Source organism: Rahnella sp. 2050 (genome assembly GCF_040544515.1).
Lineage (GTDB): Bacteria > Pseudomonadota > Gammaproteobacteria > Enterobacterales > Enterobacteriaceae > Rahnella > Rahnella aceris.
This window is the reverse complement of the sequence record NZ_JBEPKE010000013.1, coordinates 39,766-59,134: the sequence shown is the minus strand read 5'-3', so window position 1 is coordinate 59,134 and position 19,369 is coordinate 39,766. Positions and strand designations below refer to the sequence as shown.

At 53.2% G+C, this 19,369-nt stretch carries 16 protein-coding genes and 2 other RNA genes; 11 read left to right on the top strand and 7 right to left on the bottom strand.

The features are described 5' to 3' along the window. Together ABIC79_RS24965 and ABIC79_RS24960 are read left to right on the top strand one after the other, a co-directional pair. A non-coding RNA gene (locus tag ABIC79_RS24965) (RtT sRNA) lies at positions 1-87 on the top strand; the annotation flags it as partial. Positions 88-130: 43 nt separating this feature from the next. Further along, positions 131-260, top strand: a non-coding RNA gene (locus tag ABIC79_RS24960) — RtT sRNA. Between the two features lie 103 nt (positions 261-363). On the opposite strand, the gene ABIC79_RS24955 is transcribed toward ABIC79_RS24960, so the two are convergent. Genes ABIC79_RS24955 through ABIC79_RS24945 form a run of 3 tightly spaced genes read right to left on the bottom strand, consistent with a single transcriptional unit; the run spans position 364 to position 4,783 of the window. Further along, the gene (locus ABIC79_RS24955) at positions 364-2,196 is read right to left on the bottom strand and encodes an ABC transporter ATP-binding protein (protein WP_112198673.1); all 1,833 of its coding nucleotides are present in this window, start codon (positions 2,194-2,196) and stop codon (positions 364-366) included. A gap of 1 nt (position 2,197) precedes the next feature. Beyond that, the gene (locus ABIC79_RS24950; protein ID WP_126124965.1) at positions 2,198-3,631 is read right to left on the bottom strand and encodes a M81 family metallopeptidase; all 1,434 of its coding nucleotides are present in this window, start codon (positions 3,629-3,631) and stop codon (positions 2,198-2,200) included. Between the two features lie 12 nt (positions 3,632-3,643). After that, on the bottom strand, positions 3,644-4,783 hold the full coding sequence (locus tag ABIC79_RS24945) for an ROK family transcriptional regulator (protein WP_013575959.1): 1,140 nt from the start codon (positions 4,781-4,783) through the stop codon (positions 3,644-3,646). A 235-nt stretch (positions 4,784-5,018) separates the two neighbouring features. On the opposite strand from ABIC79_RS24945, the gene ABIC79_RS24940 reads away from it, so the two are divergent. The 4 genes from ABIC79_RS24940 to ABIC79_RS24925 are packed head-to-tail and all read left to right on the top strand — an operon-like array spanning position 5,019 to position 9,303. Continuing rightward, positions 5,019-6,563 (top strand): ABC transporter substrate-binding protein, encoded by a 1,545-nt coding sequence (locus ABIC79_RS24940; protein ID WP_354568837.1) that lies wholly within the window; start codon positions 5,019-5,021, stop codon positions 6,561-6,563. A gap of 27 nt (positions 6,564-6,590) precedes the next feature. Continuing rightward, on the top strand, positions 6,591-7,511 hold the full coding sequence (locus ABIC79_RS24935) for an ABC transporter permease (RefSeq protein WP_013575961.1): 921 nt from the start codon (positions 6,591-6,593) through the stop codon (positions 7,509-7,511). Continuing rightward, complete coding sequence (locus ABIC79_RS24930) at positions 7,511-8,377, top strand: ABC transporter permease (RefSeq protein ID WP_121019210.1); 867 nt, start codon at positions 7,511-7,513, stop codon at positions 8,375-8,377. The genes ABIC79_RS24935 and ABIC79_RS24930 overlap by 1 nt, the downstream gene beginning before the upstream one ends. Beyond that, a complete protein-coding gene (locus ABIC79_RS24925) occupies positions 8,374-9,303 on the top strand; it encodes an ROK family protein (protein WP_112152534.1) in 930 nt (309 codons plus the stop codon). The genes ABIC79_RS24930 and ABIC79_RS24925 overlap by 4 nt, the downstream gene beginning before the upstream one ends. 174 nt (positions 9,304-9,477) lie before the next feature. On the opposite strand, the gene ABIC79_RS24920 is transcribed toward ABIC79_RS24925, so the two are convergent. Continuing rightward, on the bottom strand, positions 9,478-10,047 hold the full coding sequence (locus ABIC79_RS24920; protein ID WP_013575964.1) for a GNAT family N-acetyltransferase: 570 nt from the start codon (positions 10,045-10,047) through the stop codon (positions 9,478-9,480). A 101-nt stretch (positions 10,048-10,148) separates the two neighbouring features. Between ABIC79_RS24920 and dapF the strand changes: the two genes are divergently transcribed. From dapF to aroQ, 5 genes are all read left to right on the top strand, one after another. Then, complete coding sequence (dapF, locus tag ABIC79_RS24915) at positions 10,149-10,988, top strand: diaminopimelate epimerase (protein ID WP_015690076.1); 840 nt, start codon at positions 10,149-10,151, stop codon at positions 10,986-10,988. A 322-nt stretch (positions 10,989-11,310) separates the two neighbouring features. Beyond that, positions 11,311-12,690 (top strand): MFS transporter, encoded by a 1,380-nt coding sequence (locus ABIC79_RS24910; protein ID WP_015690077.1) that lies wholly within the window; start codon positions 11,311-11,313, stop codon positions 12,688-12,690. A gap of 105 nt (positions 12,691-12,795) precedes the next feature. Next, entirely contained in the window at positions 12,796-14,058 is a 1,263-nt protein-coding gene (locus ABIC79_RS24905; RefSeq protein ID WP_121019208.1) for a gallate dioxygenase, read from the top strand. Then, complete coding sequence (locus ABIC79_RS24900) at positions 14,055-14,888, top strand: amidohydrolase family protein (RefSeq protein WP_250981150.1); 834 nt, start codon at positions 14,055-14,057, stop codon at positions 14,886-14,888. The genes ABIC79_RS24905 and ABIC79_RS24900 overlap by 4 nt, the downstream gene beginning before the upstream one ends. Before the next feature lie 16 nt (positions 14,889-14,904). Next, complete coding sequence (aroQ, locus tag ABIC79_RS24895; RefSeq protein ID WP_015690079.1) at positions 14,905-15,345, top strand: type II 3-dehydroquinate dehydratase; 441 nt, start codon at positions 14,905-14,907, stop codon at positions 15,343-15,345. Between the two features lie 69 nt (positions 15,346-15,414). On the opposite strand, the gene ABIC79_RS24890 is transcribed toward aroQ, so the two are convergent. The 3 genes from ABIC79_RS24890 to ABIC79_RS24880 all read right to left on the bottom strand — a co-directional run bounded on the left by ABIC79_RS24890 (position 15,415) and on the right by ABIC79_RS24880 (position 19,364). Beyond that, a complete protein-coding gene (locus ABIC79_RS24890; protein WP_354568831.1) occupies positions 15,415-16,668 on the bottom strand; it encodes an O-antigen ligase family protein in 1,254 nt (417 codons plus the stop codon). Then, positions 16,661-17,773: a glycosyltransferase gene (locus tag ABIC79_RS24885; protein WP_354568829.1), complete on the bottom strand. Its 1,113-nt coding sequence runs from the start codon at positions 17,771-17,773 to the stop codon at positions 16,661-16,663. The genes ABIC79_RS24890 and ABIC79_RS24885 overlap by 8 nt, the downstream gene beginning before the upstream one ends. Before the next feature lie 361 nt (positions 17,774-18,134). Next, positions 18,135-19,364: a LysR family transcriptional regulator gene (locus tag ABIC79_RS24880; RefSeq protein ID WP_131637878.1), complete on the bottom strand. Its 1,230-nt coding sequence runs from the start codon at positions 19,362-19,364 to the stop codon at positions 18,135-18,137. Between the last annotated feature and the right edge of the window lie 5 nt (positions 19,365-19,369).

Sequence of the window (19,369 nt, the reverse complement as noted above, 5' to 3'; positions counted from 1 at the left end):
GTTCGAGCCGAGCGAAGCGAGACAGCGTTGCGCAGCAACGACCCGCAGGGCGAGGCCAGTGGCCGAGTAATCCTTCCCCCACCACCATCTTCTATGTGCAATCGCACCTTCCGAAAAATCCCAAACTAAATAAAAACTCAAATCGGGAAGGATGAAGAATCTTCGACACGAAGGTTCGAGCCGAGCGAAGCGAGACAGCGTTGCGCAGCAACGACCCGCAGGGCGAGGCCAGTGGCCGAGTAATCCTTCCCCCACCACCATCTTCTATATGCAACCGCCCCTTCCGAAAAATCCCAAACTAAATAAAAACTCAAATCGGGAAGGATGAAGAATCTTCGACACGAAGGTTCGGGCCGTTAACTATCAAACCTGAACAAAATGCCCTGCTGAGACTTCCTGATATTGCCTTTGCGGCGGAATATAGCCGTTATCGCGCACCGGGCTTTTCAGCTCATCGACCTGCATTTGCCGCTTAAGCATTCTGCGCGACGGATCCGGCACCGGCACTGACGCCATCAGTTTTCGTGTATAGGCATGCTGGGGATTATCGAATATCGCCGCACGCGGGCCAATCTCCACAATCTCCCCGAGATACATCACCGCCACGCGATGACTCACCCGCTCGACCACCGCCATATCATGCGAAATAAACAGGTACGACAGATTCATGCTTTCCTGCAAATCGAGCAGCAAATTCACCACCTGCGCTTTCACCGACACATCCAGCGCGGAGACTGATTCATCCGCGACAATCACTTTCGGATCGAGCGTCAGCGCGCGCGCAATACAAATCCGCTGGCGCTGACCACCGGAAAACTCGTGCGGAAAGCGGCGCAGCATGTCCGGCGACAATCCGACCTTTTGCAGTAACGACGCGGCTTTCTCTTTTGCATCGCTGCGGTTATGCAGTTTATGTTGCAGCATCGGTTCAATCAGCGCGTCACCAATACGCATACGCGGATTCAGGCTGGCAAACGGATCCTGGAATATCATCTGAATCCGCTGCCGCATCTGTAAAATATCGCGCTTGCCCAGATTCATCACATCAAAACCGTCGAAATCAATCGCGCCGCTGTGTGGTTTCAGCAGCCGTGTTACCGCGCGGCCGGTAGTGGATTTTCCGCAACCGGATTCCCCCACCAGCGACAGCGTTTCACCCTGGAATAAATCAAAGCTGATGTTTTCTACCGCATGTACCGCACCGACCTGACGGCTGAAGATGCCGCCATACACCGGGAAACGTGCGCTGAGATTTTTCACCGAGAGCAATGGCGTCAGCCCCGAAGCGACCGTTCCTGCCACTTCCCCCGGCACGCTTGCCTCACCGGTTTGCAGATTGATTTGCGGAAAACGCAACGGCCAGTCACGCCCCTGCATCGACCCGAGTTTCGGCACGGCGGCCAGCAAAGCACGGGTATAAGGATGTTGCGGGCGATGGAAAATATCCTCCGTCACCCCGCTTTCCACCGCTTCACCACGATACATCACCAGCGTGCGGTCAGCGATTTCCGCCACCACGCCCATATCGTGCGTGATAAACAACACCGCCATCCCTTCTTCTTCCTGCAACGTTTTAATCAGGTCCAGAATCTGTCCCTGAATGGTCACATCCAGCGCGGTCGTGGGTTCGTCGGCAATCAGTAATTTCGGTTTCAGCGCCAGCGCCATGGCGATCATCACGCGCTGGCGCATGCCGCCGGAAAACTGATGGGGATATTCATCAAACCTTTTGGTTGCATTGGGAATACGGACTTTTTCCAGCAACCGCAGAGTTTCTGCCCGCGCTTCGGAAGATGACATGCCCCGGTGCCGTTTGAGACTTTCGGCGATTTGCCTGCCGATACTGAATGTAGGATTGAGCGACGTCATTGGCTCCTGGAAAATCATCGCCATGTCGTTGCCGCGAATATCACGCATCTGCTTATCCGAAAGCGCCAGCAAACTGCGCTGATTCAGCCAGACTTCACCCTCAATCCGGCTGCTTTGTGCTTTCAGCAAGCGCATCACCGACAACGACGTCACGCTTTTTCCCGAACCGGATTCGCCGACGATCGCCAGCGTTTCGCCGGGATAGACATCAAACGACAAATCGCGTACCACCGGCAGCCAGTCGTCTTCGCCGCGAAACGAGGTAGTGAGATGTTTCACGCTCAGCACGGGCTGACGGTTTTCCGGTTGTCCGGTGGTCGGGGTCATTTCATTTGCTCCTGGAGGAAAGCTGCACCTGCGGCACGTAGCTGAAGTCACGGTCAAACGGGAAAGTTTTACGCGGTTTGCGATGGCGTGGCAGGCGTTCGACAAACTGATCGACCACGCCATTCGACAGCGCCATCAGGTTCGGGCTGGCAATCGGTGCCAGTTCCGGTGACAGATAGCCGGATTTCACGACAACAATGTCTGCGGTATGCGGATCCAGTTCCAGCACGGTAAAGTCGCTGATGTTGTGATACGGGCGGCGGCGCGCCGACACCACCACATCAATTCCGCCAATGCGCAGCACGGCCTGACGGTCAGACGGTGCCAGTGCGTCAAGCAGAAAGACGACTTCAAATTCACCTTTCACCTGCGGGCTGGAATGATCGAGCGACGCGCCAAGTGTCAGCGTCAGTATTGACCCGACACCGGCATTGAATGCCGCATCGGTTGCCGGTGCATCAGCAATCCCGGCCACAATGGTATTCTGCGCATACTGTTTGATCAGTTCCTGCAACACATCCGCGCGGTCACCGACACCGCCACCTGTCGGATTATCGCCGGAATCCGCCAGCACCACCGGCCGCGTTTCACTGGCAATCGCTTTTTTCACACAGGCCTCAACGGTGTCGGTTTCGCAGCCGAACACAAAATCTTCCCGTGCGTCCCAGTAAGCCTGTGCCAGTTGAGTGGCCTGCTGCTCCAGCCCAGTACGGTCGGTGCCGGTCATGATCACCGCCGCCGTCGCACGCGGCTCATCCGCCCACACATAACCCACCATCAGTGAGCTGTCCCACACGCCGTCAACTTCATCCATTTCCGGCAAACGGGCGTACAAACTTTTTGCCGGTTCATCTTCCGTGCTGGTGCGCTCACCGGGTAACACCACCGGTACCGGCACCCACAGCAGCGTCGGTTTTACGCCGGTTTGCAGATGCTTTACCAGCATGGCGACAGAACGGCGCATGGTTTCCTCCACATCAATATGCGGCGCAGTGCGGTAGGTCGAAAACATATCAATGGCGTCAATAATGCGTTGTGACACGTTGCCGTGCAGATCATAACTGACGCTGATCGGGCAATCCGGCCCGACGGCTTTACGCGCCGCGGCAATCCAGTCACCTTCGGCATCCTCCAGCCCTTCAACATACATCGCGCCGTGCATCGCCAGATACAAACCGTCGAACGGTTTTCGCGCCTCCAGACCCGCCAGCATTTCCGCTTTGAATTTATCGTACGTCGCACGCGCTACCGGACCACCGGCAATAGCACGGGCGTGAATGGTCGGTAAAAACGTCGCAGGATAGTCCTGCAAAAAACGAAAGCGCGGTGATGCCAGTAACTGCGCATCACGCACGACGGTGAAATCCTTTTCCTCGTTAAGCACCGGATTGTAAGTGCTGCATTCAATATGGATACCGCTGACCGCTATACGCATGTTGCTCATTCCTCAGACAGGCTTCAGACCAACCAGAAAGCGATGTGCGGCTATACTCGCCGCCGCGCGCGCCCAGGTGTCGTCGTTTAGGGTAAAAGTACGAACCGGTGTTTTACCGGCGTTGCCCGGCAACACATTGGCTTCAACAGACTGATGTACAACCGTGCCGAACAGCCCGGAAAAATCGGCATCCTGATGGGCAATCAGGATCAGGTCCGGGTCATTGATTTGAATCAGATGCGATATCGCCAGGCCCAGCGCAGAACCGGCACGGTGCAAAATACGGATTGCCGCCGTCTGGCCCTGCATCGCCAGTTGTTCCAGCCCGCCGATCGTGGAAGCATCCAGCCCTTCAGCTTTGGCCATTTCCGCAATAGCATTGAGGGAGGCCAGCGTGTCGAGACAACCGCGCTTGCCGCAGCGGCATGGAGAACCGTTCAGCTCCAGCGTGCAGTGCGCGATCTCCCCTGCACCGCCGTGTAAACCACGATGCAATTGCCCGGCGATGAAATGCGCGCTGCCAATCCCCGCCCCGTGGCTGACCAGCGTAAAGCTGCTCAGATCCCGCGCCTGACCAAAACTTTTCTCGCTTACCGCCAGCGCTTTGGCGTCATTTTCAATAGCCACGTCCATGCCTGTCGCCTGCGAAATCAGCCTGGCCAGCGGCACATCCCGCCAGCCCAGCAACGCCGACTGCACGCAGGTCGACTGATGTTCATCGATAAGACCCGATAGCGTCACGCCCAGCCCGACCAGCTTTTTTGCCGCCTCGGGATGAGGCTCGAGCAACGCCGGTAAGGCGCTGGCGATATTGGCTGCCAGTTGTTGCGGATCCGCATCAGCAGCAAAAGACACCCGCGAAAGTATTTCGCCATGCAGATTGATCAGGGCCATTTGCGCCGGATTTTGCAGCAAAGAAACACCGGCAAACCACGCGCCGTCAGGATGCACGACCAGACGTACCGACGGTCTCCCCTGTCCGCTGCCCGGCACCGTTTCTGCCTCATGCAGAAAACCGGCCTCGATCATCTCGCGTACCACGCCGCCGATAGCCGCTTTACTCATTCCTGAGGACTGCGCCAGTTCGGTACGGCTTAAACCGCCTGCGGCATTCACTGCGCCCAAAATCTGACGTTGCAAAGTTGTTAGCATATTCGTTTTGGCGCTCTCAGTTTTCGCTCATCTGCATTGACATTAAACGGTAGAAATGGATATATCAATGCCAATTAGTTCACAAATTAAACTAAATGTTCCGATATAAGTATTTCATATGAACTATTTGTTAAATCTCTTTGTTAAAACAAACTGTCATTAAAACCGGCGTTTTACTCAACCGGCAGACTGAGCCAGAGCCACTTAATCCGATTTTTCACGCAGAGGGCAGAACATGAAGATTACCCGTTATATCCGGCGTCCCTTACCGTTAACGCTGCTGAGCAGCGCCCTTCTCGCCGCGTTTTCGCTGCCGGTGTTTGCCGCCACGCTGAACGTGATGCAAAACGAAGCGCCGCGCAGTATGGATCCGGGCAACCAGACCGCGACCTTTACCGGCACGGTACTGGATCCAATGTATGAAGGTCTGCTGCGCATGTCGCCGCAACTCAAACCGGAAGCGGCGCTGGCGACCTCGTGGAGCAGCGATGAAAGCGGGCTGGTGTGGACCTTCAAACTGCGCAGTGGCGTCACTTTCCACGACGGTACACCGTTTAACGCTGACGCTGTTGTCGCCAACTTTGCCCGCCATCTCGATACCAAACGCGGGCTGGCCGCCAGCGGACGTCTGCGCACCTTCCTTGACAGCGTCACCAAAACCGACGATTCCACCGTCGTGTTCAAACTGAAAAAACCGTATCCGGCCTTCCTGAATTTACTGACTACCGGCGCCTGTCTGATGGTCAGCCCTGCAGCGGATAAAACCGGTACGCTGGACAGCAAAGCGGTCGGCACCGGCCCGTACAAAATGGTGCAGTACAAAACCGGCGAATTCGTGCTGGAAGAAAAATATCCGGGTTACTGGGGTGATAAAGCCGCCGGACCGGACGACATTAAATGGACCTGGAGCGCTGAGCCTTCGGTCATGAACATGGCGTTGCAGGCGGGTGAAACCGACGTCATCAACCCTGTGCCGCCACAATTTGCCCGCGTACTGAAAAATAATCCTAAATTCAGTTTGCATGAAAGCCCGGGTGCCGCCGTGTTCTGGGTTGCGCTGAATACCGACCTTAAACCGCTGAGTGACGTCCGCGTCCGTCAGGCACTGAACTATGCCACCGACCGCGACGGACTGGTGCGCGCCATCATGTCCGGTTTCGCACAACCGGCGAATTCCCCGCTGGCACCTGTGACCGCCGGTTATGACAAAACACTGAACCCGTATCCGCTGGATCTGGCAAAAGCCAAAGCCCTGCTCAAAGAAGCCGGTGTGGCTGACGGTTTCACGATGTCGATTGCCGTACAGGGCCAGGATGCCCGTATCGGTCAGGTGCTGCAAAGCATGTGGGCGAAAATCGGCGTGAAACTTGACGTGCGGATCATGGAAAGCGGCGTGTGGACTAAAGCCGCGTTTGCCGATCAGGCCGGTAAAAAAGCCGATAACACCGGTGCGGTGCTGGCTTCCTGGTCTTCCGGCGCCAACGGCGCAGATCTGCAACTCCGTCCGCTGTATTACAGCAAAAGCTTCGCACCCGGCGGCGCAAATCTGGGCTTCTTCAGTGACCCGAAACTGGACGACATGTTAGACAAAGCCGCCTCAATGCTGGATGAAAACACCCGTAATGCGATTTACGTTGACGCCCAGAAAGAAATTAACCAGCAGGCACCGCAGGTGCTGTTGTATTACCAGAATGATTTGTATGCCACCGGCACGAATATTTCAGGTGTCACGATGATCCCGGGTGGACAAATTGTGGTGAAAGATGCACAGAAAAAATAACCGCAGTATCTACAGTGGAAAATAGCCATGAAAGCCTATCTTGCCAAAAAGCTCATCGCCTTCCCGGTCATCCTGATCGGGGTGTCGATGCTGATTTTTGTGTCCATCCGCGCGCTGCCGGGCGATCCGGCGCGTCTGATGGCCGGGCCTGAAGCGACGCAGGAAGCGGTCGATGCCATGCGCGTTCGTCTCGGGCTGGATCAGCCGCTGGTGACGCAATATCTGCATTTTGCCGGTGATGTGTTGCATGGCAATCTCGGCATCTCGCTACAGTCGCAGCAGCCGGTCACGCAGGAAATCGGGGAACGAATGCCGTATACCCTGATGCTGGCGGTGCTGGCGTACTTTCTGGCTGTAGCGGTTGGCGTTCCGGCGGGCATGATAGGCGCGGTTTACCGCAACCGCTGGCCGGATTTTGGCGTGATGTTACTGGCGATTGCCGGCGCGTCCATCGCCAACTTCTGGCTGGGGCTGATGGCAATGAACACCTTTTCGGTCAATCTCGGCTGGCTGCCGCTGCTCGGCGCGACATCATGGAAAAGCTACATTCTGCCTTCCGTGACGCTGGCGGTTTTACCCATGGCGGTGATGGCGCGCATGACGCGTTCCAGCATGCTGGATGTCTTGTCGGAAGATTATATCCGCACCGCGCGCGCCAAAGGTTTGTCCGCCACTACCGTGTATTGCAGCCATGCGTTTCGCAATGCGCTGATCCCGATTGTCACTATTGTGGCGCTCAATTTCGGCAGCCTGATTGGCGGCGCAGTCGTCACCGAATCCGTCTTTAACTGGCCGGGCATTGGTCGCCTGCTGGTGGATTCCGTGCGTTATCGCGATTATCCGGTCATTCAGGGCGTGGCGCTGGTCGCCGTCTGCGGCGTGGTGGTAATGAACCTGCTCGGTGAATTACTGATTGCTTTCCTGAATCCAAAAATAAGGTTCGATTAATGTCTGCCATTATCACGCAATTACCCCGTCGCAAACCGCGCACGTTGCGGTTGTTCCGCTGGTTATGGCGTCATCCGGCCGTGGCTCTCGGGGGATTTATTGTCAGCCTGATCGTGCTGATGGGCTTGTTTGCGCCATTGATCACCCGTCACGATCCTTACGCACAAGACCTGATTGATACCCTGCTTTCTCCGAATGCAAGTCACTGGTTCGGTACGGATGATTATGGCCGCGATATCTTCGCCAGAGTGATTTATGGTGCGCGGATTTCGATTATCGAAGTGGTACTGAGCGTCGGGCTGGCAATGATTATCGGCATTCCGCTGGGAATTATCGCCGGCATGGCGGGCCGTTATACCGACATGATCATCATGTGGTTTATGGACATGCTGTTTGCCTTTCCGGGCATCGTGCTGGCCATTCTGGTGGTCAGTATTCTCGGCGGCGGGCTGGTGAACTTGCTGATCGCGATTTCATTGTTTGCCATTCCGGTATATGCACGCCTCAGCCGTAACCTGACGCTCGGTTTAAAGCAGATGGAATACGTGGAAGCCGCGCAGGCGCTGGGTTTATCAAATTACCGTATTATCGTGCATTACATTTTGCGCAATGCCATCGGGCCGATTATCGTGCAATCGACGCTGACTGCCGGCACGGTGATTCTCGCCGCTGCCAGCCTGTCATTTCTGGGGCTTGGCGTGCAGCCGCCGATGCCGGAATGGGGTACCATGATGAGCGATGGCCGGAACTTCCTCGGCATTAATATTTACCTTTCGCTGTTCCCCGGTCTGGCCATTATGCTGACCGTGCTTGGTTTTAACGTACTGGGCGACGGACTGCGAGATTTACTGGACACACGCTCATGAGTTCTGCAGTTTTTTGCGCCGATATCGGCGGTTCATTTATTAAATTTGGTGTTTCACGTTATTCCGGCGAAGTGGAAGAATGCGGCAAAGTGCCGACACCCGTTGCCTCATGGAATGATTTCGTTAACGCCATGCAAAATCTGATCGACACGTATGGTGCTGATTTACCGGCTGGCACACCACTGGCGATTTCCACCGCCGGGCTGGTCTCCCCCCAAACCGGCGAAATGCTGGCCACCAACATTCCCGCGTTCACCGGACATTCTCTGGCGCAAGATCTCAGTGCTGCTCTGGACCGCCCGGTCACCGCCGCCAACGATGCAGATTGTTTTGCCCTCGCTGAAGCCCATGCCGGTAACGCACAACATCAGTCCGTCGTGGCGGCGATTATTTTAGGTACCGGCGTCGGCGGAGGACTGGTGATCAACGGCCAGCTCGTCCGCGGTCACGGCGGCGTCACCGGCGAATGGGGACACGGTGCGATTACCCGCACGGAACTGACGATTGACAACAAAAAATACGCCGTTCCGCGCCTGAAATGTGGCTGCGGCCAGACTGGCTGCCTCGATATGCTCGGCGGTGCGCGTGGCATGGAACGTTTGCATCAGCATTTTCACAGCCAGCAAAATACCAGTCTGGAGATTGTCACCGGCTGGCTGAACGGGCATCCCGACTGTTCGCTGACCGTGAATGCCTGGCTGGAACTGGTCGCCGAACCGCTGGCGCTGCTGGTCAACATCCTCGGCCCTTCCCGTATCGTCGCGGGCGGCGGGCTGGCCTCGGCAAAAGAACTTATCGCCGCACTGGATGTGAAAGTACGCGGGGGGGTGCTGCACACTTATGCAGAACCGTTGCTGATACCGGGGAAATTTTTGACCGACGGCGGATTAGTGGGGGCATCGGTACTGGGGAGGATGCAGAGTTAGTTGTTTGATCCTTTCCCTGCAATGGCCGTACAGTTTTGGTTTCAACTCCTCCCCCTGCGAAGGGGGAGGCAGGGAGGGGGTTTTAAGTATTGAAACAAAGGCCTGCGTGGTCACGTATCCCACTGATTTATCTTTAATACCCCACCCCAACCCTCCCCTTCGCAGGGGAGGGAGTCAGACCCGTTTTAGCCGATACAAACAATGTTCCCGCAACCAGTGCCCTTCCTCAATCACCGGATGCATGAAGTTCTCTTCGGGATCGCACACCATTCCCAGCTTTTTCATCACTGCCTGTGAGCGGACATTCGGCAGCGCTGTAAATGCCACAATTTCGTTGAGCCCTAGCTGAATAAACCCGGCATCCAGCGCAGCGCGGGCAGCTTCGGTGCAAAAACCCTGTCCCCACGCATCCGCCCGTAAACGCCAGCCGACTTCAACGCACGGGTTGAACGGCAGGTTATATCCCGGTGTATGCAACCCGACGAAGCCCATAAACTCGCCGGTTTCACGTAACTCAACCACCCAGATCCCCCACCCACGTTCAGTGATCAAATCCCGACAGCGGATCGCCATTTCATCACTTTTTTCACGGGCCAGCACTGACGGGAAAAATTCCATCACCTGCGGATCCGCGTTCATGGCGGCAAAAGGTTCAAAATCTTTATCCTGCCACTGGCGCAAAATCAGTCGCGATGTGGTGATAGCCAGCGGCGGCGATGCAACGGGGACGGTAAAAGACTGCATAAACAACTCCTTTTTTATGGCAGACATGGGTTAAAAGTAAATTCTGGTATTTCCTGTTAATGATATTTATAACAATAATAAATAATTCCGGAGCTGCCATTATGATTTTTCACCGCTATCACGGACTGGGTAACGATTATCTGGTCTGCCATCACCGCGTCGCCGCCCTGCTCAGTAACCAGCAAATCCGGCGCATCTGCGATCGTCATTACGGCATCGGTTCCGACGGTTTGCTGATCGACAATGACGATGCAGATATCCCCTCCCTGCGTATTATCAATCCTGACGGTTCAGAAGCTGAGAAAAGCGGCAACGGTCTGCGTATTTACGCCCGTTATCTGTTTGATATTGGCCGCGTCGCGCATGAGCCGTTTCTGGTGAATACACCGGGCGGGCAAGTACGTTGCGAAGTCACCGACGGCGCCCATCAGGTGATCGTGGATATGGGGCAGGCAAAATTCTCGCCAGCCGCTTTACCCGCCAGTGTAGAAGGCGATGAAGCTCTCGCGCTACCCATCGTCGCGGGCGGGCATAATCTCAGTGCGACGCTGGTATCCATGGGCAATCCGCACTGCGTGATCCGGGTGGACAAACTGGATCTGGATTTAGTAAAGCAACTCGGCTCAGAGATTGAAACGCTGGCGATTTTCCCGAAACGTACCAACGTGCAGTTCGCGCAAGTTCTTGATCGCAATAATATCAGCATCGGCATCTGGGAGCGCGGCGCGGGTTATACGCTGGCTTCCGGCAGCAGCAGTTGCGCGGCAGCCAGCGCGATGCGCAAACTCGGGCTGGTGGATGACCATGTCACGGTACAGATGCCGGGCGGAAAACTCGCCATCAGTTTCAGCGGCGACTTTCAGGTCAACATGCGTGGCCCGGTGCAGAAAATTGCCATAATTACCCTTGATAACGACTGCTTCCGGGATATGCCGGCATAGCATTCTGACCTGCTGGACGTTCCCGACTCACCTCCCTTGTATGAAACTCTCCTGACGGCAGCCTGTCTGCCGCTCTTTCTGCACGCCCCCTATAAACAAAACTCATACCTGCATAATGATTTTATGGCAGACAGCATGCTTTGCAGCCCCTAAGTTGGTTATCAGGAAACACAACAATGAATAACCAACTTACTGTTTAATAAATAAAATAATACTTATAAAAACCTCTCACGGCCGTTTTCTGTGCTTAACCGGTCAGTGAAATTTTGTTCAAAGTTTTAATCCGATCACATATTAATAAAAAAAACAGAGAGCGTACCCTATGAGCAACAACACCATCGTGGATGTGAAAACGTGGATAGATGAACGCCCGATATCGAAATATCAATGGGTGGTTTTGTCACTGTGTTTCATCATCATCATGTTCGACGGTTATGACGCCGCGGTAATGGGCTTTATCGCCCCGGCGCTGATCGAAGACTGGGGCATCAGCCGCGCGGAAATGGGGCCGATCCTGGGTGCCGCCATGTTTGGCGTGGCGATCGGCGCGCTGATTGCCGGACCGAACGCGGATCGCTTTGGCCGCAAGCGGGTGCTGATGTGGTCGATTCTGTGTTTCGCCCTGTTCAGCCTGCTGAGTACCTTTGCCCGCACGCCGATGGAAATGGCAATTCTGCGTTTTCTCACCGGTCTCGGCTTAGGCGCGGTAATGCCTAATACCGTGACGCTGGTGTCGGAATACATGCCCGAACGCCGCCGCAGCCTGATGATCACCGTGATGTACAGCGGCTTTAATGTCGGTTCCGGCGCGGGGGGATTTGTCGCGGCCGGTCTGTTGCCGCACTTTGGCTGGAAAGCAGTAATTTTTGCCGGTGGGATTTTGCCGCTGCTGATGCTGCCGTTACTGCTGTGGATCCTGCCGGAATCCGCCATGTACATGGTGGTGCGTAACGTCGCGAAAGAAAAAATTGCCAAAGTGCTGACCCGCGCCGGGGGTGTTTTCAGCGAAGGAACCAAATTTGTGCTCAAGGCACCGGTTATTCAGAAAAAAGCCAAAGTATTCCAGCTTTTCACCAACGGCTACGCCAAAGGCACGATGGTGTTGTGGGTCACTTACTTCATGGGCCTGTTCGTGATTTATCTGCTCAACGGCTGGTTGCCAACCATTATGCGTAACGGCGGTTTCTCGCTGGAACGCGCGGCTATCGTCGCCGGTTTGTTCCAGTTGGGCGGCACTTTCGGCGGCCTGATGGTCGGCGGGCTGATGGACAGACTCACCGCCAAACGTGTCATTGCGGGTTTCTACATGATGGGCGTGGTCAGCCTGCTGTCGCAAGGTATTGGCAACTTTGGCCCGGATATTCTCGCCCTGCTGGTGTTCATCAGCGGTGTCTGTATCAACGGCGCACAGACCGGTTTGCAGGCGTTTTCGCCAGCCTTCTATCCGACCGAAATGCGTGCCACCGGCGTCTGCTGGATGCACGGTATCGGCCGCAGCGGCGCGATTATCAGTTCATCGATGGGCGGCGTTCTGCTGGGTGTTTTCTCCGGCCAAAACATGATCTTTATTATTCTGGCGCTGCCTGCGTTGCTGGCAGGGCTGAGCATTCTTTTACACCGCGCGGCGCACCCGGCCGAGATGATCAAAGGCGTTGATATTACTGACATCCCGGAGTTGTCGCGCACCATGAATATCCGCTAGTCTCCGGATTAGCCACCTGATAATTAGAAACATATTCATCACCATAAATAATGCGGCGCGACGTGCGTGTCGCAGTTACCCTACAAAAAGTATTGAGGATTTAAGATGGCGAAAATCATAGGCGGTTTAGCAGTTTCACATACCCCGACCATCGGTTTTGCGGTTGACCATAACAAGCAGGAAGAAAGCGCCTGGGCGCCGATTTTCGAGAGTTTTGCGCCAATGCAAAAATGGCTGGATGAGAAAAAACCGGACGTGCTGGTCTACATTTTCAACGACCATGTGACCTCGTTCTTCTTCGATCACTATTCCGCCTTTACGTTAGGTATCGACGAGCAGTATGAAGTGGCCGATGAAGGCGGCGGCCCGCGTGACCTGCCTGCGGTCAAAGGCCATGCGGCGCTGTCGCAGCATATCGGTGCCAGCCTGATGGCGGATGAATTCGATATGTCGTTCTTCCAGGATAAGCCTTTGGATCACGGTTTGTTCTCGCCGCTTTCCGCCCTTCTCCCGCATGAAGGCGGCTGGCCAACACAAATCGTTCCGTTGCAAATCGGCGTATTACAGTTCCCTATTCCCACCGCCCGCCGCTGCTACAAACTCGGTCAGGCGCTGCGCCGTGCGATTGAAAGTTTCCCGGAAGATTTAAACGTGGCGATTGTCGCCACCGGCGGCGTGTCGCATCAGGTTCACGGCGAACGCTGCGGGTTTAACAACCCGGACTGGGATGAGCAGTTTGTCGATATGATCGTCAACGACCCGGAACGTCTGACCGAAATGACGCTGGCCGAATTCGCCACGCTGGGCGGCATGGAAGGCGCGGAAGTGATCATGTGGCTGGTGATGCGTGGTGCGCTGTCAGCCAATGTGAAGAAACTGCATCAGGCTTATTACCTGCCGTCGATGACCGGTATCGCCACGCTGATCCTCGAAAATCAGTCGCGTGAAGCACCGTATGATGTGCAACAGCGCCAGCGTGACAAAATCGCGCAACAAATGGCGGGCGTTGAAAAGCTGCCGGGCACCTATCCGTTCACCCAGGCACGCAGTCTGAAAGCGTTGCGCATCAACCGTTTCCTGCACCGTCTGATCCAGCCTGCATGGCGTGAACGTTTTCTTATCGATCAACATGCGCTGTTTACCGAAAACAAGCTGACGGACGAGGAACAGCAACTGCTGCGCGAACTCGACTGGCGCGGCATGATCCATTACGGCGTCAGTTTCTTTCTGCTGGAAAAACTCGGCGCGGTAGTCGGTGTGTCCAACTTACATATTTATTCCGCGATGCGGGGCGAATCGCTGGAAGAATTCCAGAAAACCCGCAATCAGCAAGTTCTCTATTCAGTAGCAGGTAAAGCGAAAGCATGACAATTTTTGATCAACCCAAGATCGACACCCATCACCACGTGTTTGATCCGGCGCGCTTTCCGTACCTGCCGGACACGCCGTATCGTCCGGAAGGTCACGAGATTGGCACCACCGAGTATTACCGTGCCGTGATGCAGGCGTACAACATCCGCCACTCGCTGATTGTCGGCCCGACCTCGGGATATAACACCGACAGTGCGTGTCTGCTGGATGCGCTGCAAAAAGGCAACGGGCGCTTCAAAGGCATTGCCGTGGTGCCGTTTGACATCGGCATTGAGCGGCTTGTAAACCTGAAAAATGCCGGTGTGGTCGGAATTGCCATGAACGTCGCGATGCTCGGCACGGAGCCGTTTTTGCATCTCGACGGCCTGATGGGGCGTCTTGCCGAACTGGATATGTTCGCCGCCATTCAGGTGCAAAACGATCAGCTTCTGGCATTGTTGCCGCTGATTAACCGTACCCGCGCACGGCTGCTGATTGATCACTCCGGGCGACCTGACGTCACGCAGGGGCTGCAACAACCGGCTTTTCAGGCACTGCTCAGCCTCGCTGACCAGCAAAGAGCCTGGGTAAAACTCTCAGGCTTAGCGAAATTCAGCCGTCAGCCTTTCCCGTATCAGGACGGGCACGCCTACCAGCACGCCCTGCTGGATGCCTTCGGCGCGGAGCATTGCATGTGGGGTTCCGACTGGCCGTTCCTGCGGGCGGAGCACCGGATGGATCTCGGTACGTTACTGATGCTGGTCGGACAATTATTTCCTGATGAAAAGATCCGCCAGCAGATTTTGTGGCAGACCCCGAAAGATTTGTTTGGATTTACGGATTACTGAAAAAAGGCAGACACTGATGAACTACAACATTGCCGTATTCAACGGCCCGAATCTCAATTTACTGGGCACCCGTGAACCGGAAACCTACGGTCACGACACGCTGGCGACCATCGAAAAGCTTTGTCATCAGACTGGCGAAAACTGCGGCGCAAAAATCGAATTCTTCCAGACCAATCACGAAGGAGATCTGATTGACCGCATTCAGGCATGCCGTGGCAAAGTGGACGCGATTGTGCTCAACGCCGCTGCGTGGACGCACACGTCCGTCGCCATCCGCGACGCCGTGACCGCCGTCAGCCTGCCGCTGTACGAAGTGCATATCACCAACGTGCATAAACGCGACGCCTTCCGCCACCATTCATTCCTTTCCGACGTTGCCGTCGGCGTAATCTGCGGTTTTGGCATTCAGGGCTATGAATATGCGATCAGACAGGCTGTGGTGAATCTGAATAAATAAAGCAGATTTTTGGAAAAAAACTTAAATAATATAAGGATTCAGAGTGTGAATCCTTATATTTCAGGCATGTTATTCAGCAGATTTTCGAATACCAATACAGCAGACTGCCAGCGACATGACAAACAATGTTGCTGTCTGATCATAAAGAATCACTGAATCCGTCAGTCCGGTAACGAATAAAGCAATAAATGGTAGCACCATGCCTTTAATATTAACTTTCCTCACCCACCCATAGATTAAAACCAGATAAGGCAGCAATAAGGAAAACGTTCCTAATAATCCCTGAAGTGTAGTGACCTCAAGAAATTCGTTGTGCATATTATATTGAACATTGGTATAGCCTTCCGTGTTTTCCGGATGATGCGTTTTGATAAACGCTCTGGCCAACGTGGTTCTCTCATCAGGCGTAGTAAAACCAATATGGTGATGTAACAGGTATATGCCACTTTCCCAGATCGCCACCCTGGCCCCCAGTGATGTTGAACTTTGTACATCATATTTCTGGATATCATTAATACCCTGAGCCCAGCGATGCCCGGTGATGCCGATAATCGTCACAATAGCGAGCACGACCAACCCCGCCATCTGCCAATTTTTTCTTAAGTCTATTTTATACTCTAAAAATATAAAGGTAAGCTTAAGGAATATGAGAGCGAGAATGGTAATTCTTGTCCCACATAAATACAGGAGGATAAAGGTCAGTATAAAAGCCCCTAAATCCAGACATTTTGAATAACGATGATTTTCTAACCGGCTTAACCCCAGATAAGCCGCGTATATGAAAATAATCATATAAGAGGACATTGACGCTGCATCAGTCGTCAGTTTTATCCGGTCATTCACGGTATAAAAATGTTCATGTAACCCGAAGCCCAGCGTAACAATCAACCCCAGCACGATTATTACTTTACTTAAGAATATAGTTTTTTGAGTTGTCAGCGAACCATACACAGAAAGGCATAAGATGACAAAAGCACCCAGCAGGATCCTTTTGCTCCCTACTAAATAATTGTTAATGATGCCTGCGCTCGTCGGCGAGGGATCTATGCCATTATGCTTTAGCATCATTGCCCAGACAAAACGGACAGCGGCTAAGAAAAACAATGAAAAGAACATCACCAGATAAAAATGTTCATTCTTAAATGAGATATCCTTTTTGTAAATAGCATATAAAGTGGTAAAAAAACTGACGTAAGAAACAACATAAAATATTTTTTGTGGCCATCCGGTGATAAACATGCTCAATGAAAGTGAAATGCAAAGAGCAATAACTGATGCATTTACAATTATTTTCAAAGGAGCTGTAGCAGATTTGCTATTCATCTTTTCCCTCAGCAATCTTATTAAGAATATTCTTAAAATTATTCATATACGCATCTTCGTAAAACTTCCCGATACTTTCCTTTATCACTGCCTGCTCTGGCAATACCCGATCACTGCCTATTTTATTAATGATTTGAGAAAGCCTAATAATGTCATTTTGCGGATAAAGTTGCCCATTAATATTGTTTTCAATTATTTCTGACGGACCGCTGATACAATCAGAGGAGACGCAATATATTCCCCGGGATATCGCTTCCAGCAGCACAAGCGGGAAACCTTCGAAATTAGACGTCATGACCAGGCAAGTGACTTCTTTGATATTATTTTCGACATATTCCCAGGGGTCACTTTGCCATCCATGCCAGGTAATCTGATCAGAAATCCCCGACTGTTGCGTATAAGATTGACATATGGCCAAATCTTCACCATCTCCCACGATATCTAATGACCAGCGGACATTGACCCGGGCAAGCGAATCAAAGAGATCTTTTAACTGCTTTTGTCTTTCAAAATGTATTCTGCCGATGTAGAGGATTCTGAGCGACTCAGGTCTTAAAATAACCGTATCCGTTTTTTTCACGGGGTTAAAAACCACATCGACGTTATTTTTGTCGACACCCAACTCTGTCAGTTGATTTTTTATTTCATCGCTGATCGCAAAATGATGTTCTGCTGATAACAGATAATGCGGGCGATACCGCTCCCGGGGTGGAAGATGCATCCATGTCGATAAAACAGTCTTATGCGCAGAAAAGGTAATTGCACGACGTGCCATTAAGCTGGGTATTGTATTAAGTGTAATGACATGTTCTGGTTTATATTTTCTGATAAAAAAGAGAAGCCGCAGAGTATGTATGAAGTTTTTTACTTTTTTATTTCGTAGTGTGCAGACACTTTCAAATAGCACGGCATTATCGAGCCAGGATTTTGAGTACGTCTTTTCACCACTATTGATGACGAAAAAACCCGCCTCAAACTCTTCACTCTTTTTGAGTGCTGATATTACCTGGCTGGTCACGTTTTCCATGCCGCCACGCCCGATAAGTAAATCTGTCACAAGCACTATTTTCTTTTTATTAATAACTTCTTTTTCTTTAGTTATCATAGTCCAGTCTCTTCACAGCCCTCAAACCGCGAGAGCAATATTCAACCTTTATTTCTCAACACATATTTATACAAGGTTTATCAAAAAACAGGCATTCCCTTCACAAGGGCGGACATCTTACCTTAAAATGACAGGCCATTCATGTACAAAACAGACACAAACGTAACCTTGTCTTAAAAATTAGAGAATTCCCAATACTGACAGAGCCTGTAAAACGAGGGCGATCTGATACAGGTATTTTGTTTATACAACGAACCGGAATTCATCCTGTTTGTATTAAGGATAATAATGACCCAAAACCCAAAGCACATAACAACATCGTTCATATTTCACACACGATAATTACCCGTAATCAAAATTTTCATATGAAAATGGGGTTGCCACACACTTTTCTGATCTCCATCACCAGCGCCTCTGCGGCAGGTGAAAGCAGACTTCCGGCGCGGAAGGTCAGGCCAATGGCGCGGTGCGTATCGGCCAGATCCAGCGGCAGTTTAACCAGTTCGCCGGATTCAAGCTCATGCTCAAGCTGGCGGGCTGATACTGCTGCCAGCATGTCCGAACCGAGCAGCAGCCCACGCACAATCCCCAGATCACCGCTTTCCACCACCGGGTCCGGCGGCGGTATCCCCATGGCGGCAAAACTGTTATCCAGCAGGTGTCTTGCCGGGGTTTCAGCACGCGGCAACACCCAGCGCGCCTCGCGCAGAGTTTCCTGCGTGACATTTTCTGCCAGCAACGGATGTCCTTTTCTCGCCAGAATCACCATGCTTTCGGTAAACAATGTTTCTGTTGCCATATCAGCCGCATAATCACGGGATCTCAGCGCGCCAAAAATAAAGTCCACTTCGCCGGACCGCAGCTCGGACGCCAGTGCGCTGAAGGCACTTTCGTTGGTCACCACTTTCACGCCGCTGTAGCGCTGCGTCAGGCCGATAATCGCCTGCGGCAGTAAGCGCGTGCGCCCGAGTGGCAAAGCGCCAACCTGCACAGTGCCTTCCAGCACACCGCGACGGGCGGCAATGTCGGCGGGAATATGACGCAATTCATTAAGCGCACGACGCAGGTTCGGCACGATATCCTGCCCCGCAAGTGAAGGCATCATGCCATGCGGTGTGCGTTCCAGCAGCGCAACACCGGCACCGTTTTCCAGTACTTTCAGCGCAGCACTGACCGCGGGCTGGCTGAGGCCGAGCAGCGTGGCGACCGTCTGCATATGCCGGGTTTTACACAGAGAGATAAAAATTTGCAGACGCCGGACGTTAAACAGATACAGCGGTTCGGTATCCCCGCGCCTTTGCCCGCTTTTGCCCTGTAATTTCGCCAGCTGTGAGGGGATCTGCCGCAATTCGGCAATCGCACGTCGCGCACGCGGCAGCACGCATTTACCGAAATCCGTCAGTAGCATGCCGTTGGCATGACGTTCAAACAGCGGAACGTCGAGGGACTGTTCCAGATCCCGTATCGCCCGTGTTACCGCAGATTGTGTGCGGTACAGTTCATCAGCCGCGCGGGATACACTTCCCTGGTCGACCACCTGACAAAATGCTCTGATTTGCATCAGGTTACTCAACATCTGCGACTGTGCCATCCCCT